This is a genomic window from Saccharopolyspora soli (genome assembly GCF_022678645.1).
GTDB classification, from domain to species: Bacteria; Actinomycetota; Actinomycetes; order Mycobacteriales; family Pseudonocardiaceae; genus Saccharopolyspora; species Saccharopolyspora soli.
This window is the reverse complement of sequence record NZ_JALBWV010000062.1, coordinates 1-13,364: the sequence shown is the minus strand read 5'-3', so window position 1 is coordinate 13,364 and position 13,364 is coordinate 1. Positions and strand designations below refer to the sequence as shown.

The following is a 13,364-nucleotide window of genomic DNA, read 5'->3' as shown; positions in this document are numbered from 1 at the left end:
CGCAATGTCAGGCCGCCGTCGCCGCTCCTAGTGTGTCCTCGTGGCCCTGCGGTGTTTGATCGTCGACGACAGCTTGGACTTCCTCCGGATCGCGCGCGTCGTGCTGGAACGAGAGGGTCTTCGGGTCGTCGGCGTCGCCTCGACGGGCACCGAAGCGCTCCGATGCGCTGCCGAGCTGCGTCCCGACGTCACGCTCGTCGATGTGGACCTGGGCGGGGACAGCGGATTCGAGCTGGTGCGGCGCCTGGCCAACGACCCGTGCCTCGATCCGGGCCATCTGATCCTGATCTCCGCGCAGGCCGAGGATGACCTCATCGATCTGATCGAGATGAGCCCGGCCATCGGGTTCCTGGGCAAACTGGCGCTGTCCGCCGTGACGATCGAGGGACTGGTCCGCGAGGCGCGTGGCGGCCTCGGCCAACCCTCGTGAGTCGATGTGAACGGCGTGCTCGGGCACCTGCGGCGATCCGGGCCACGACGTCGCTTCGGTCAACCGGGATTCACGCGGTTCAAGGGGAACTCGGCTCGCAGCGCGGTACCCGCGCCGGGGGCGCTCCGCACGGAAAACCAGCCGCCGAGCGCCTCGACCCGGTCCTTGAGGCCGACCAGGCCGGATCCACCGGGGTCAGCACCGCCACGGCCGTCGTCGCGCACGCAGACCCGCAGGACGTCGTCGGCGACTTCGCTGGCGATGGTGATGGTCGAGGCGTGGGCGTGTTTGACCGCGTTGGCCAGCGCCTCGGCCACCAGGTAGTAGGCGGCGATCTCGATCTGCTCGGGCAGGCGCTGGTCGGTCAGCGCGGCCAGTTGCACCGGGACGCTGCAGCGGCGGGCCAGCGCCTTGATGGCCGGGCGGAGGCCACTTTCGGCGAGGACCGCTGGGTGGATCCCGCGCGCGAGCTCGCGCAGCTCACCCTGTGCCTTGGTCGCCTCGGCCGCCAGGCTGGCCAGGCCCTCGGTCAGCTCGCGCGCCTCGGGCGGCAACGTTGCCTGCATCGCGCGCGCCTGCATCGCGAGGGAGATCAGCCGCTGCTGGGCGCCGTCGTGCAGATCCCGCTCGATGCGTCGGCGCGTCTGGTCGGCGGCGGCGACGATCCGCGCGCGCGACGCGGTGAGCTCGTCGTACAGCTGGGCGTTGTCGAGGGAGACGGCGAGTTGGCCTGCGATGAGCTTGACGGCGTCGAGCCGCTCGGAGCTGAACGCGCCGCGGATGAGACGGTTCTCCAACAGCAGCACCGCGCGCGGGCTGCCGCGGCCGAGGATGGACAGGGCCAGCAGCGAGCAGCAGTCGAGGTCCGCGAAGTACGGGTCGCGGGCGAAGCGGTCATCGCGGGTGGCGTCGTCCACGACCAGCGGTCCACCCGTCCGCTGCACGTACCGCAGCACCGATATCGGGACGGCGTGTTCGTGGCCGGGACCCGCGATCTGCGCGTTGCCGCTGTCGGCGGATCCGGGCAGCAGCCAGCCGTGCTGGTCGCTGCTCCACAGCAGCAGCTGCACGCCAGTGGCACCAGCGATCGCGCTGAGCACTTCCACGAGGCGCGCTTGCAGACGTTCGACGCTGGTCTCGGAACTCAGCGCCTGCGACGCGGACAGGATGCCGAGCAGGTCGAGCGTGCCCGTCGTGACTGCGTCGCGTTGATCAGCTGGTTGGTCGCCGCCGGGTCCGGCTGCCGCAACGGCCTCTGGTCGCAGCGTCGGGTGCGCCCAATCCAGCTGGTCGACCTTCGCGGTCGCACCCCATGCGGCGTACTCCGCACGGGCTTGGGCGAGCAGGTGGTGACCGGCGTGTTCGACGCCGTGGGCAAGGTAGAAGCGGGCTGCGCGTTCCGCGATCACGGCGCGGTGCCAGGGTCGCTGGCAGGCAGCCGCGGCACGGCGGGCGGCGTCGAAGGCGACCACCGCGGCGCGGAACTTGCCGACCGCCCAGGCTCGTTCGGCCTCCAGCAACCGCAGCAGGTACAGGAAGTTGTCGGGGGCCTCCGCGGCGCGGGCGGCCAGCCACCGTATCAATTCGTCCAGTTCGGACAACGCAGCAGCGCGTTCGTCGCCGACCGCAGTGCGGGCCTGTCCAGCCACGGCCAGGCCGCGCAGCAAGCGGGCCACCGCAGTGGAGTAGAGGCCAACAGCAGTCGGCAGCAGCGGCATCGCCGCCGAACTGTGCCGTGCCAGGGAGACCGGGTCGTCGAAGACGACCGCGGCGATCGCCCAGGAGATGTGCGCGTAGAGACGCGCCGCCGGATTGTCGGCGTATCGGTCGAAGGGGAACACATCCCCCGCCCCGGCCGGGGTGTCACCGCGGAGCGCATGCGCCAGCCATCGGTAGCCGTCGAGCCGCTGGACGGTCTGCTCGTTGCCGATGTGCCGCGCGAAGGCCAGTCCCGCCTCGACCTCGGCGAGCAAGCTCTCCAGCGACGGTGCGCAGTCCACCAGCAACGGCATGGAGGTGATGTAGGTGTAGCTGGCGTTGGCCGGGTCGGCGCCTGCGATCAGCCCCCGGCGAGCTCGGCGAAATGCCTGGATGGCGTCTTCGAGCGGTGCGGAGGCCCAGGCGCCGAGGGCGAAGACGAAGCGCGCGTGCGAGATTTCGGGCTCCCAGCCGCGGGCTTCGCCCAGTGGCAGGACCCGCCGCATCGCCCGGTACCCGGCGAGGTAGTCGTCGCGCAGCGCCACGCTGGCCAGACCGATGTGGCTGACCGGGCCGACCAGGGTCGGGCTCGGGCCGTGCTCAAGCCAGATCTGTATCGCTTCCAGGCTCAGCCAGCCGACCATCGCGGAGTCGGCGACGAAGTAGGCCGCCGACAGCACCACGTTGATCAGGCGGCTCGTGGCGAGCAGCGTGGGATCGGTGAGGTCTGGTCGGGCCAGGTCGTCCGCGGCGTCGGTGTGGTCCAGCCACCGGTGCAGATGGTCGAACTGCCGGTCGAGCTCGGCGGGAAGCCGGTCCGCTGCCGGGACGGTGATGCCGCACTCCCGCAACGACTCCAGGCCCAGCTCGATCGCCTCGGCGCTCCGGTTCCGGTGGGTCAGGCTGCGCACCTGCACGCAGGTCGCGTCGACCCGCTGCGCGGCGCTGGTGCACAGCCGGGCGATCACGCGGTACTCCTCGTCCGCCTCTTCCAGACGCCCCAGGCTGTAGAGCGCGGTGTGGCGATCGGCGTGCACCTGGATCAGCGTGTCGGTGTCGCTCGGGTCGATCAGCCGCAGCGCGGCGGCCAGCAGCGCGTCCACCAGCACGTGCTCACCGGTCAAGCTGGCCTGATCTGCAGCGCGCCGCAGCAACGCCACCACCACGCGCCGCTCCGCGGCATCGTCGACCGCGCTGGCTACCGGCAGGTACTGCTCGGCTGCCACCGCGAACAGTTCCGGTACGGACGCCAATCGCCGTGCCATGGCCAACTGCAGCGCACCTCGCCGCTGCGGATCCAGCCCGCGCAGGATCACCTCGCGGATGCGGTCGTGGCGGAACCGCACCGCCTGATACGCCCAGGGCTCCACCACCAGGACGCCCTCATCGACAACGGGCGCCAGCCGTTGTTCCACTTCGCCCGCCGACTCACCGGTCGCGGTTTGCAGCACGCTCAGCTCGGCCCGACCGCCCAGACATGCCATCGCCTCCAGCAGCTGCCGAGAAGGCGCGGGCATGGCCTCGACACGCGCCGCCAGCAGCGCCGCGATCTCAGACCCCCCCAGGTGCGCGCGCACGGCCGCCGGGTCCCAACTCCATCCGGCGGTTGTCACGCTGAGCAGGCCGTCCCGGCGCAGCGCGTTGAGAAGCTCCACCGTCTCGTACGGATTCCCGAGCGTGTGCTGATTGATCACCTCGACCAAGCCTGCTGCCACGGCCCGGTCCACGTGCAGCATTTCCTCAACCACGGCTGCCAGGCCCGGCTCGGGCAAGTTGTCCAGCCAGACGTGCCGCACCAGGCCCTGCTCGCGCCATCGGGACAGCGGCTCGGCCAGCGGATGGCCCGCATCCACCTCGCCTGCGCGGTACGCACCGACCAGCAACAGACCCTCGACCGGCTCGTCGCCCAGCAGGAGGTCCACCGCGCCGAGTGGGGTGCGCCCCGCCCACTGCAGGTCGTCGACGAACAACACCACCGGCCGCTTCCGCGACGCGACCGCCCGCAGGATCTCCAAACCGCTGCGCTGCACCCGCGCCTGGGCGGTCAGCGCATCCCCTGGATCGGGCGGCACCGCCAGCAGCGCGGCGAACTCCGGCACCACCGCGGTCGCCAGACCCGCGTTCGAGCCGAGCGCCCCCAGGATCCGCTCGCGGACCACGGCCAGCTCGTCCTCCGGCTCGGCCAACAACAGCCGACCCAACGCGCGCATCGCCTGGTAGAGACCGTCGAACGCCAGATCCCGCTGGTGCGGGTCGAACTTGCCCGCCACGAACCAGCCGTCGCTGCCGGTGACCACCGGCCGCAGCTCATCGACCAACGCCGTCTTGCCCACTCCCGGCGCGCCGCCGATCAGCACCCCACGGCGTCGGCCCGCCAGCGCGTCCTCGAACGCCGCCCGCAGCTCCCCCACCTCGGCATCGCGTCCCACCAGCCGCGACGGCGGCAGCAGCCGCAGCGGAACGTCATGCTCACCGACGCGAACCGGACCCGCTTCCGGATCTGTCCGGGTGTCCCGCAACTGCCGCAGGTCGTGGACCACGCCCTTGGCGGTCTGGTACCGGTTGTCCGGCTCCTTCTCCAGCAGATGCATGATGATTTCGGACAGCGGCGCCGGGACGGCCGGGGTCACCTCGGCTGGCGGCACCGGTACCCGCGTCAAGTGATCACGAGTGAGGCGCAACGGGTCGCCGGAGCCGAACGGCGGGGCGCCGGTCGCCAGCTCGTACAGGGTCGCGCCCAACGCGTACAGGTCCGCGCGCTGGTCCACGACACGGGCGATGCGCCCGGTCTGCTCCGGCGCCAGGTACGCCAACGTCCCCACGATCTTGCTGTGATGGGTGAATTCCGGACGGATCTCGGCGAACGACGAGGCCAGCGTGAAGTTGATCAAGCATGGTCCGCCGTCGCGGGAGAGCATGATGTTCCCCGGAGTGATGTTCCGGTGCATGACCCCCCGGTGGTGCATCTCCGCCACCGCTTGGGCCAACTCCAACCCGAGCTCGATCAGGGCATCAGGCGACAGCGGCTTCGCCAGCTCCGCCAGCGTCGTACCGCCCACGTCCGCCACCACGATCGACTCCGCATATTGCGGCGCCTCCACCAGTTGCGCGGTGCCCGGAACACCGCGCAACCGCTCCAGCATCGCCAGCTCATGCCGCCGCCGCTGCGGCGCGTCCGGTCCCCGCAACTCCTTTCGGACAACAGTGCGCCCGGCGAGGAAAAGCCGAGTGATCCGCGCGCGTTCGCTCTCGTGCAGTACCCGGCCGACGAACTCCGGCCCGGCAGCCTCCTCGCCTGCCCTCATCCGACACCTCCACGCAACCACCTCAAGTGCGGTCGGCGAGCGGGATTCCTCCGGCTACCACGGCGAAAGCGGCGCCCGAGCCACTGCGTGCCAGGCCCGCATCGACGCACTCCTGCTGAAAGCGGCACGAAAGGCACGAAATTCACACGACTGCGGTCGACGTCGAACTGAATCGCGGGTCCACCCGGGCCAAGACCGGCATCAGAGCGGGGATCTCGCTTCCTCGGTCCCGCAACCCACGGGCCACCAGGCGACCATGCTGCGACGTGGTGGACAACATGACTCGCATGCGGGACAGCTTAACAATCTGTTCGATGTTGCTCGCTGATCCAGGCGAGTGTGTAGCGGAACTCTCAGCCGCGATCTGGCCACCGCGCTCGACTTTGCCGTTGGGCGGCGCGGAAGTTCCGGAGCCGGACCATTCGGTCGATGCGGAACCTTCACCCCAAAACTCGGCGGAGACGCCGCAAACCCGTGAATGAGAACAAGGAAGCACGACGATAGGAGGTCGATAGCCGGGCGCCGAAAACTTGTTGGTGTCAGGTCACCAATTCCCATACCGAGGGATCACCGAAGGTGACTGCCATGCTGGAAAAAAGCTCTGCCGCCCAAGACAGGCGGCAGCCGGGGCATCGGATTCGCCGTGGCCCGATCACTCGTCGAACCCGGCGCGCAGGTCCGCATCACCGCGAGGGACCCGGAAGTGCTGGCGAAGGCCGCGGCCGATCTCGGTGCGCCGGGGCGGGGCGAGATCGTTGCGGGCCGGGTCGACGACCCGGAACACCAGGACCCCGTCATCGCCCGGACCCTGGAATGAGCAAGGCTGCGCTGATCCAGCAAACCGCGCAGCTCGCGGTCGAACTCGCCGCATCGTATCCCCTGGGGCGGCTGGGCGAACCGGAGGACATCGCCCGCGCCGTGACCTTCCTGCTGTCCGAGGAATCGGGCTGGATCACCGGTTCGGCGCTGGTCATCGACGGTGGCGTCACCTTGGCCGGAATCATGTAGGACCGCGATGCGGCAGCAGTCACCCGCCCAATAGACATCCCCACATCGTCTTCGATGTGGGGATGCGCGAAAACGAAACCAACGCGGACCGACTACTCGCGTGAACCGCGTCCCGAGTAGTTGGAGGTCCGCTGTCGCGCCGAGTTATCCATCCACCCCGCTGTGGCCGCCAGAACTGTCGCTGCTATCGGTCTTGCCATCGTGGTTGTGTCCGTGGGAGTGGCTGCCGTGGTTGTCCGCCAGCAGTACCGTCGGCGCTCCCACCGGGGCCGCCGTGGCGGTCGACGCGACTCCTCCGATCCCCAGCGCAACCGACGCGGCCAGGACTCCTGCGACCATTGCTCGTGCACTCATACGCATTTCAGCGTCCCCCGTCCTCCGAGTGGAGATAATTATCGATGTGAGCTCTGAACGTCCACGACAGCGGGGAAATTGGAGCTCGCACTTTGCCCAACGCAGTTGGACGAGCAAGGCATTCCCACATCGGCCTGCCGGTATTCGGAAATCTCGGGTCGCTCGACTGATTTTTTTCCGGGTTGAATTATCACCGTAGGGCACAAAGTCCCGGGATGTCGTGGACCAACTGCCCGGAAATGGGTCCAAATGCCGACAAAAGCGGCCGGGTCACCTTTTCCGAGTGGCAGTCATCACAGTTCGGTCAATGATTGTGATTTGCGTCGCTCCGCACTGGCGGCCGAAATGCGCCGGTCGACGAGCGCCCACCCAACGCCTGAGCACATTGCCGCCGTCGCAACGCTGTCCGGCCCGGTCCAGCAGCGCCTTGAGCTCGCCCTTCGTTCGTTCCAACCGCTCCTCACCGACCGGCGGAGCTGGTCTCAACCATCCGGGAGGGCGTTGAGCCGGAGCGGTCAGGTTCGGTGCACTCTTCAAGCGAGGGTGCAATAATGCACTTTGACATGAATCGTGCAACAAGCATCCGCAGTCGACGTATGGCGGCGACCGCTGCGCAGGTGACCTCGATCGCCCGCAGGCTGACCGCGGAACGCGGCCTGTCCGGGTTCACCGTCGAGGAGGTCTGCGAACAGGTCGGCATCTCCCGCCGCACCTTCTTCAACTACTTCGCTTCGAAGGACGACGCCGTCCTGGGAATTCCCGCACGAGAGGATGACGACACGCTCAAGACCCGGTTCCTGGCGGGCGGTGATCCCGCGAGCACCGGGCTCTCCCCCACCCTGCTCGACGACCTCGCCGAGCTGGCAGTGCAGCGCTGGGACCGCTCGGACATCACCGCCGAGAGCATCCGAGAAGTCCTCACCGCGTTCGAACGCGAGCCGCGGCTGTTCACCCGGATCATCGAGAAGTTCCAGCGCGACGAGCAATCCGACGTGGAACTAGTCGAGCACCGCGAGGGCCTCGCCTCCGGCGATCTCCGCGCCGCCGCCGCTGTGCAGCTCATCCGCGCGCTGACCGGGGCGGCCGCGCGGGAATTCCTCACCCTGACGAACACCGACACCTTCGCGGAGGTACTCGCCCGTCGGCTCGCCGCCGCCCGCGAAATCCTCGCGCCGAATCCCGACCTCGAACGGAAATCATGACGTCCACCTCTCCCACCCCGCTGCTGCTGACGCAGCGGCGGATCTGGATCATCTTCAGCGCGCTCATCGCGGGCATGCTGCTGTCCAGCCTCGATCAGACGATCGTCGCGACCGCCATGCCGACGATCGTCGGCGACCTCGGCGGCGTCGAGCACCAGGTGTGGATCACGACCGCCTACCTCCTGGCGACCACGATCGTCATGCCGATCTACGGCAAGTTCGGCGACGTCCTCGGCCGCCGTCGGCTGTTCCTCGTCGCGATCACGCTGTTCACACTCGCCTCGGTGGGCTGCGCGTTCGCCACCGACTTCTGGGTGTTCGTGGTGTTCCGGGCCATGCAGGGCCTCGGCGGCGGCGGGCTCATGATCCTCTCGCAGGCGATCATCGCCGACATCGTCCCAGCGAAGGAACGCGGCAAGTACCTCGGCCCGCTCGGCGGTATCTTCGGCCTGTCGGCCGTCGGCGGTCCGCTGCTCGGCGGATTCTTCGTCGACCACCTCACCTGGCAGTGGGCGTTCTACATCAACATCCCAGTCGGCGTCGCCGCATTCATCATCGCGCTCGTGGCGCTGACCCTGCCGAACAAGAAGGCGACCCAGCCGATCGACGTCCTCGGCGTCGTGTTCCTATCGATCGCCACGACGTGCCTGATCTTCTTCACCGATTTCGGCGGCGACGAGGCGCACGGCTGGGGCGCGCTCGAAACGTGGTCCTGGGGCCTCGGCCTGCTCGCGGCGACAGTCGCATTCGTCGTCACCGAGGCTCGCGCCGCAGACCCGGTCATCCCGCTGAGCCTGTTCCGCAACCCGATCTTCGTGAACGCCACCGCGATCGGCCTCGCGCTGGGCCTCGGCATGTTCGCCGCCATCGGGTTCGTGCCGACGTTCCTCCAGATGTCGTCGGGGACTTCGGCCGCCGTCTCCGGACTGCTGCTCCTGCCGATGATGGTGGGCCTGATAGGCACGTCGATCGCCTCGGGCACCGCGATCACCAAAACCGGCCGGTACCGGATCTTCCCGATCCTCGGCACGATCATCACCGCCGTCGCGATGGTCTTGATGACGACGCTCGCCGCCGACACCCCGATCTGGCTGATCTGCGTCTACCTCTTCGTCTTCGGTGCCGGGCTCGGGCTCATCATGCAGGTGGTCGTGCTGGTCGTGCAGAACGCGGTCCCCGCCGCCATGATCGGCACCGCGACGAGCACCAACAACTACTTCCGCGAGGTCGGCGCCGCGCTCGGCACGGCGGTGTTCGGCACGATCTTCACCACCCGCCTCACCGAGAACCTCACCGGCGTCTTCACCAACGCTGGTGCCTCGACGTCGGACGCCTCGACCGCCACCGCGACACTCGATCCCAAGACGCTGGACCAACTTCCCGAACCACTCCGCGACGGCGTGGTCGCGGCCTACGCCGACGCCCTCGCGCCGGTCTTCTGGTACCTCCTGCCGTTCATCGGCATCGCCTTCGTCCTCGCCCTGATCCTCAAGCAGATCCCGCTCTCGGACGTTGCCGGGCTTGTCGCCCGAGGCGAAGCGATCGGCGGTGCGGAAGCAGAGCGCCTGGAAGCCGAGCAACGCAAGCGAAAGACACCAGAGACCAACTCGGTAGGTGTCGCCGCAACCCCGCGAGGAGAACCCGAAGATCAGCCCAGCTGAACCGCGCCGGTGCCAGAGCCACGACGGAGCTCTGTCCATTGTCGACGGTGAACCGGCCGTGCCTCCCAGCGAGAGATCAGTTCCGCCAACGATGTATGCCTCGGCAGGCGATGGCGCGGCTATGCGCGGGCGAGTAGGCCCGCGAGCGCGGTCTGGAGGATTTCGCCGTACATGGCGGCGAAATCCACCCTGGAGGCCGCGAGCCTGGGGTCGGCCGTGGCCTCCACGACGGTCGGGGTCGGATTGCAGAACGGCCACAGCCCCACCAGCGCCACGACGGCGTAACGCGTCAGCGTGAGCGCGTCGTCCGCGCCGAGGGCCGGTACCCGGTCGATTATCAGATTCGCCAGTGTGGTGCGGCGTTCCAGGTCGGTGAGTTTGTAGGCGCGCACGGTGTCTGCGGAGACGTTCCGTTCCAGGACGCTTGGCAGCAGACTCCACAGCTGGCACAGGACCGGCCGGGCGGCGAGGGAGTCGGCCCATGCCCGCATGACCTGGTCGGGATCGCAGGGCGGTGTTGGCCACTCGGTTGGCAGGGCTTCGAGCCAGGACAGCAGCATCCGGTTGAGGAGCTCCAGGAAGACTCCTTCACGGCTTTCGAAGTAGCGCACCACGTGGGTTTTGGACACATCCAGTCGGCGCGCGAGTTCACGGAGACTGATCTCCTCAGCCGACATCTCGGCCAGCAGCGCCTCGGCGGCGTCCAAGATCTCCTGTCGGCGCAGTTCTCGCTGTTCGGGCCGTCTGGCCCGTTGGAACGTCGGCGTCTCCACGTCGTCCATCGAACCTCCTCGTGCCGGTGAGCGGCTCCAGGTTAACGGTCCGCCGGACACTTGATAAGTGTCCGGCGGACCTCTACCGTTGTAACGGTCCACCGGACACGTATTGGACGGCGTCCCGGACAAGACCATCTCCGCTTGAGCCCCAGAGGAGCACCACCATGCGGGAAGCCCGCATCACCCTCGGACGCACCGACATCTCCATCCGGCCGATCGGCCTGGGCTGCATGGGGATGTCCCAGTTCTACGGCGACGCCGACGAGGCGGAGTCCATCGCCACGATCCACGCCGCCATCGACGCTGGTATCGACTTCTTCGACACCTCCGACATCTACGGTGCGGCTGGCGCGGCTATCGGCCAGCCGCAGAACAGCTTCGGGCACAACGAGGAACTGCTAGGCCGCGCCGTGCGCGACGTGCGCGACCAGGTGGTCCTGGCCACCAAGTTCGGCACGCGGCTCGCCCCGGAGGGCGGCGTGGTCGTCGACGGACGCCCCGAGTACGTAGCCGAAGCCTGCAACGGCAGCCTGCGACGCCTCGGCGTCGACCACATCGACCTCTACTACGCCCATCGCCTCGACCCCACCGTGCCGATCGAGGACACCGTCGGCGCGATGGCCGACCTGGTGACCGCGGGCAAGGTGGGCGCGATCGGGCTCAGCGCGGTCGGCCCGGACCTGCTTCACCGGGCCGCCGCAGTGGCGCCGATCTCGGCCTTGCAGAGCGAGTACTCGCTGTGGGCCCGCGAGGTGGAGCCGGAGGTGCTGCCCACCTGCCGCGAGTTGGGCATAACCTTCGTCCCGTACAGCCCCTTGGGACGAGCGGCGCTCGCCGGTCGCTTCACCGGTGGCACCTCGTTCTCCAGCGACGACTTCCGCTCCACGCTGCCCAAGTTCCAGGCAGAGAACTTCGCGGCGAACCTCCGCCTCGTCGAGCGGCTGAAGGCGTTCGCCGACGAGCGGGGCCACACTCCGGGGCAGATCGCCCTGGCCTGGCTGCTCGCCCAGCCCTACGACATCGCCCCCATCCCCGGCACGAAGCGGGCGACGTACGCACGCCAGAACGCCGCCGCCACGGCCGTTCCGCTCAGCGCGGACGACATCGCCTTCCTCGCGGACCTGTTCGATCCCGCGCTGGTGCGCGGCGGGCAGTACGGCACTCTCGACGTCCGCCCCCAGCAACAAGCTCCTGCGGCCAACACCGAGACGACAAGCGACTAGAGAACCCCATGAATGACAACGAAAACAACGAATCGGGCTACGCGGCCGCACTCGACACCGCCGCACGGCTGCTCGGCACGAGCCTCGAACAGATCCTGGAACCCTCTCCGGGTGAGCCCGCCAACGGCGCGGACTTCAAACGCCTTGCCACGCTGCACACCTTCGGTGACGCCTGGCCACGTACCGACGTCTTAGACACGCGTACCCGCGCCCTAATCTCCGTGACGATCGCCGCCACCCTCGGCACGCTCGAACCACTGCGCGGGCAACTCCGCATCGCGCTCAACAACGGAGTCACCCCGGAAGAGATCGTCGAGGCGTTCATCCACATCGAGGCATACGCGGGCGCCGCCCGTGCCTTCGACAGCTACCAGATCGCCCGGCAGGTCTTCCAGGAGTCCCACGGGCCCGTCTGAGCAGGTGAAGCACTCTTCCTGACTGTCCCCCAGGGGAAGGGTCATCTTCTGGGCGGCCCTTCCTGGTCGCCACAGCCCCGGCGACCACCGCTGTCCCTCATGGACAACAATCGGTCATTCGTGGTCGGCGAGGGTCCGATCGATGAAGACCCGGCCCGCCGGAGTGGTCGGCCCGTCACGGTGGACCAACCACTGCGGGACCAATTCCGGCGGGGACAGCAGGCGAAGATCGGCACCCGAGCGACGTGCCAGGTCGGTCCAGCTGTCCGGCATCAGCGCCGCTCCGACACCGCGCAGCACCAAGGGGAGTATCGCGCTGCGGTCACCGACCTCGGCCGCGATCGTCATCCCGCCGACCGTCGCGGCGAGCCGGTCGAACAGCGCCCGCACGGCGGTCGACGGTTTGCTCACCACGAATGCTCGGCCCCGCAGCGCATCATGGGTGACCCGCGGATCCGCGGGAAGCGGCTCGCCTGGCGGCAGCACCAACAGGATTTCTTCGTCCCGGAGGTGGTGCGCCACGATGCCCTTCCCCGCGGGATTCGTGTTGTGCCCGCAGATACCGACTTCGCAGACGCCACTGCGGACCATCGCCACCACCTCGGCGGCGGACACCGCTGGCGTGGTGGACACCACGATTCCGGGATACTGATCACGCAGCGTCGCCACGACGCTGGTGACGGGTTCCAGTGCGGACGACGAGGTCACGGCCACGTCGACCTGACCCGTCGCGCCGTTTGCTATCGATCGCGCGGTCGCCTGCATCGCCCCGAAACCGCGCAGCACCAACCTCGCTTCCTCCACCAGCAGCGCACCAGCGCTGCTGAGCGTGACGTTGCGTCCGACGCGGTGGAACAGCGCGACCCCGAGCTCGCGCTCCAGATTGCTGATGGCGCGGGACATCGACGGCTGGGCGACGTTCAATTCCTGCGCCGCCTTGTTGTAGCCCCCGTGGTCGACGATCGCGACGAAGTACTCCAGCTGACGCCGTTCCACGAGCCCACCAACCAATAGCCCCTATCTATCGATGTGATGCTACACATGTCTTGGACAGCGCGGCACGTCCGGTGTTGACTTTGCCAAAAGCCAGTTCAGGCACGCTGATCTTCGCGGCTGCGCCATCGACGAGAAGCGCGCGTGGTCGCATGCAGGTCGCAGAAGGGCAATTCTTCCAACGATGTCGTTCCATTCGGTCACCGCGGTGGGGGGGGGGGGGGGGGGGGGGGGGGGGGGGGGGGGGGGAGGGGGGGCCCGCGGGGGAGAGAGAAAAAAAAAGCGAAAACAACACGAA

At 68.4% G+C, this 13,364-nt stretch carries 8 protein-coding genes and 1 pseudogene; 6 read left to right on the top strand and 3 right to left on the bottom strand.

What is annotated here, in order from left to right; genetic code table 11:
* The first annotated feature begins 40 nt into the window (after positions 1-40).
* Entirely contained in the window at positions 41-430 is a 390-nt protein-coding gene (locus MOQ72_RS34380) for a response regulator (RefSeq protein ID WP_242189999.1), read from the top strand.
* A gap of 59 nt (positions 431-489) precedes the next feature.
* On the opposite strand, the gene MOQ72_RS34375 is transcribed toward MOQ72_RS34380, so the two are convergent.
* Positions 490-5,433: an AAA family ATPase gene (locus MOQ72_RS34375; RefSeq protein ID WP_242189998.1), complete on the bottom strand. Its 4,944-nt coding sequence runs from the start codon at positions 5,431-5,433 to the stop codon at positions 490-492.
* A 580-nt stretch (positions 5,434-6,013) separates the two neighbouring features.
* Between MOQ72_RS34375 and MOQ72_RS34370 the strand changes: the two are divergent.
* The 3 genes and pseudogenes from MOQ72_RS34370 (at position 6,014) to MOQ72_RS34360 (ending at position 9,658) form a co-directional block, all read left to right on the top strand.
* Positions 6,014-6,441, top strand: a pseudogene (locus tag MOQ72_RS34370) (SDR family oxidoreductase).
* Positions 6,442-7,391: 950 nt separating this feature from the next.
* Positions 7,392-7,997 carry a TetR/AcrR family transcriptional regulator gene (locus MOQ72_RS34365; RefSeq protein ID WP_242189997.1) on the top strand — a complete coding sequence of 202 codons (606 nt, stop codon included), beginning with the start codon at positions 7,392-7,394 and terminating at the stop codon, positions 7,995-7,997.
* Complete coding sequence (locus MOQ72_RS34360; RefSeq protein WP_242189996.1) at positions 7,994-9,658, top strand: MDR family MFS transporter; 1,665 nt, start codon at positions 7,994-7,996, stop codon at positions 9,656-9,658. The genes MOQ72_RS34365 and MOQ72_RS34360 overlap by 4 nt, the downstream gene beginning before the upstream one ends.
* A 119-nt stretch (positions 9,659-9,777) precedes the next feature.
* Here the strand turns inward: MOQ72_RS34360 and MOQ72_RS34355 are convergent, their stop codons facing one another.
* Complete coding sequence (locus tag MOQ72_RS34355; protein WP_242189995.1) at positions 9,778-10,440, bottom strand: TetR/AcrR family transcriptional regulator; 663 nt, start codon at positions 10,438-10,440, stop codon at positions 9,778-9,780.
* Positions 10,441-10,598: 158 nt separating this feature from the next.
* Here MOQ72_RS34355 and MOQ72_RS34350 point away from each other — a divergent pair, with 158 nt between their 5' ends.
* Both MOQ72_RS34350 and MOQ72_RS34345 read left to right on the top strand, forming a co-directional pair.
* Positions 10,599-11,657 (top strand): aldo/keto reductase, encoded by a 1,059-nt coding sequence (locus MOQ72_RS34350; RefSeq protein WP_242189994.1) that lies wholly within the window; start codon positions 10,599-10,601, stop codon positions 11,655-11,657.
* A gap of 8 nt (positions 11,658-11,665) precedes the next feature.
* The gene (locus MOQ72_RS34345; protein WP_242189993.1) at positions 11,666-12,073 is read left to right on the top strand and encodes a carboxymuconolactone decarboxylase family protein; all 408 of its coding nucleotides are present in this window, start codon (positions 11,666-11,668) and stop codon (positions 12,071-12,073) included.
* Positions 12,074-12,187: 114 nt separating this feature from the next.
* On the opposite strand, the gene MOQ72_RS34340 is transcribed toward MOQ72_RS34345, so the two are convergent.
* Positions 12,188-13,069 carry a LysR family transcriptional regulator gene (locus tag MOQ72_RS34340; protein ID WP_242189992.1) on the bottom strand — a complete coding sequence of 294 codons (882 nt, stop codon included), beginning with the start codon at positions 13,067-13,069 and terminating at the stop codon, positions 12,188-12,190.
* Positions 13,070-13,364 lie beyond the last annotated feature (295 nt).

Coding starts and splice junctions, on each gene's coding strand:
- MOQ72_RS34375 (WP_242189998.1), bottom strand. CDS start 5,433: ATGAGGGCAGGCGAGGAGGCTGCCGGGCCGGAGTTCGTCGGCCGGGTA.
- MOQ72_RS34350 (WP_242189994.1), top strand. CDS start 10,599: ATGCGGGAAGCCCGCATCACCCTCGGACGCACCGACATCTCCATCCGG.
- MOQ72_RS34360 (WP_242189996.1), top strand. CDS start 7,994: ATGACGTCCACCTCTCCCACCCCGCTGCTGCTGACGCAGCGGCGGATC.
- MOQ72_RS34355 (WP_242189995.1), bottom strand. CDS start 10,440: ATGGACGACGTGGAGACGCCGACGTTCCAACGGGCCAGACGGCCCGAA.
- MOQ72_RS34365 (WP_242189997.1), top strand. CDS start 7,392: ATGGCGGCGACCGCTGCGCAGGTGACCTCGATCGCCCGCAGGCTGACC.
- MOQ72_RS34345 (WP_242189993.1), top strand. CDS start 11,666: ATGAATGACAACGAAAACAACGAATCGGGCTACGCGGCCGCACTCGAC.